This window comes from Mycobacterium asiaticum (genome assembly GCF_001668675.1).
Lineage (GTDB): Bacteria > Actinomycetota > Actinomycetes > Mycobacteriales > Mycobacteriaceae > Mycobacterium > Mycobacterium asiaticum_D.
In genome coordinates, this window is sequence record NZ_LZKQ01000056.1 from 1 (window position 1) to 1,364 (window position 1,364).

Annotated in this window: 1 protein-coding gene and 1 pseudogene; one reads left to right on the forward strand and one right to left on the reverse strand. The window is 68.4% G+C overall.

Annotation, left to right across the window (positions count from 1 at the left end):
* Nucleotides 1–774 (reverse strand): DUF7159 family protein (locus tag A9X01_RS05585; RefSeq protein ID WP_436405233.1); only part of this gene is annotated, 774 nt, incomplete at its 3' end.
* A 504-nt stretch (nt 775–1,278) separates the two neighbouring features.
* Here A9X01_RS05585 and A9X01_RS32160 point away from each other — a divergent pair.
* Nucleotides 1,279–1,364 (forward strand): annotated as a pseudogene (locus A9X01_RS32160) (hypothetical protein); the annotation flags it as partial.

The following is a 1,364-nucleotide window of genomic DNA, read 5'->3' on the forward strand; positions in this document are numbered from 1 at the left end:
CAGGGCGCCCTCGCCGACGCCCGCGACGGCGCAGACGTCCAGATAGTGCGGGGTGAGCGCGTGCGGGTTCACTTCGCCGGTGCCGGGATCCAGCGCGTAGGCCAACGCGGAGGTCGACGAGGAGAACAGCGGCGCGTTGGCCGAGGCCAGCGCGGCCCCGCGGGCCAGCGCCGTGTCCGGCTCCTCGGGCAGGCTGACCACCAGCGACGTCGCCGCCTCCAGGGTGGGCTTGAGGCCGACGATGTCGACGCCACAACCGACCACGAACACGCCCTGGGCGCGGGACTCCGGGGCATCCAGTCCGGCGAGCATGGTCACCAGCTCGGCGGCCACCGACGCATCCCGCAGCACATGGCGATGCAGGTCCACGATCGAACCGTCGGCGACGTCGACGACCGCCAGCGTCGCGCTGTCGGCCTCGACGAACAGCATCGCGATGTGCTCGTATTCCAGCGCCGCGCCGACCGTCTGCGCCAACGCGGCGGCGGCCAACAGCGGGGAGACCAGCATGACGCCGCCGATCTCGCGGGCCGCCAGCTCCGCGCGCAGCGGCGCGACTTCGCTGGCGTCCGTCCACGTCACGCCCGTCGACGCGAGCCGGTATCCGCTCTCGGCGGCGCCTTCGCGCGTGCCGATGAGCGCGTCGATCACCTGCGCGGTCTCGGTGACCTCAATGCTGTCTTCCTCGATCGAAACACCGTCGGCGTTCGCCCCCTCGATCAACACCAGTCGGACTGCTGAGGGCTCCATTGCCACCCCGAGCACGATGTCCATCGCCCCTCCAAGCCATATGCGAGATTTTCGTTCTGCTGGCCTGTTATGAGTTTGCCAGCTAAAACCCTACTCGCGCACATCGAGGTGGAGAGCAATTCCAATGAAGCTCAAAAGCGACAGCTATACCCAAGGTTGAGGGTTTAGTAGCCTCCCGGATTCTGGAAGGGGTTCTGGGGTCCCGGGTCTTGCGGTATCTGGTTCTGCGGTAGCTGGTTTTGCGGTAGCTGGTTTGGTGGAACCTGGTTCTGCGGCACCTGGATCGGGATCGGGACCGGAAGCAGCGGGACGTGTATCCACTGGGTGGTCATCTTCACCGGCGGCTCGGTGCTGGGCGGTGCCTCCGCCGCGCTCGGCGACTCCGCCACGGGGCTGCTGGGCGGGCTGCTGAACGGGGTCGTCAGCGGCGTCGTGGTGGGCGGCGCGGTGTTCGACGGGGCCGGCGGATGCGTGGTGGTGACCGGCGCCGGTCGGGTGGTCGTCACGCTCATGGTCGGCGCCGGTTCCACGGTCGGTGGCGGTGCCACTATTCCGCTCGTCAGTCAACGTCTTTCGTTCCACACCCGGGTGCCGGTCCTGACCGCGTCGGAACC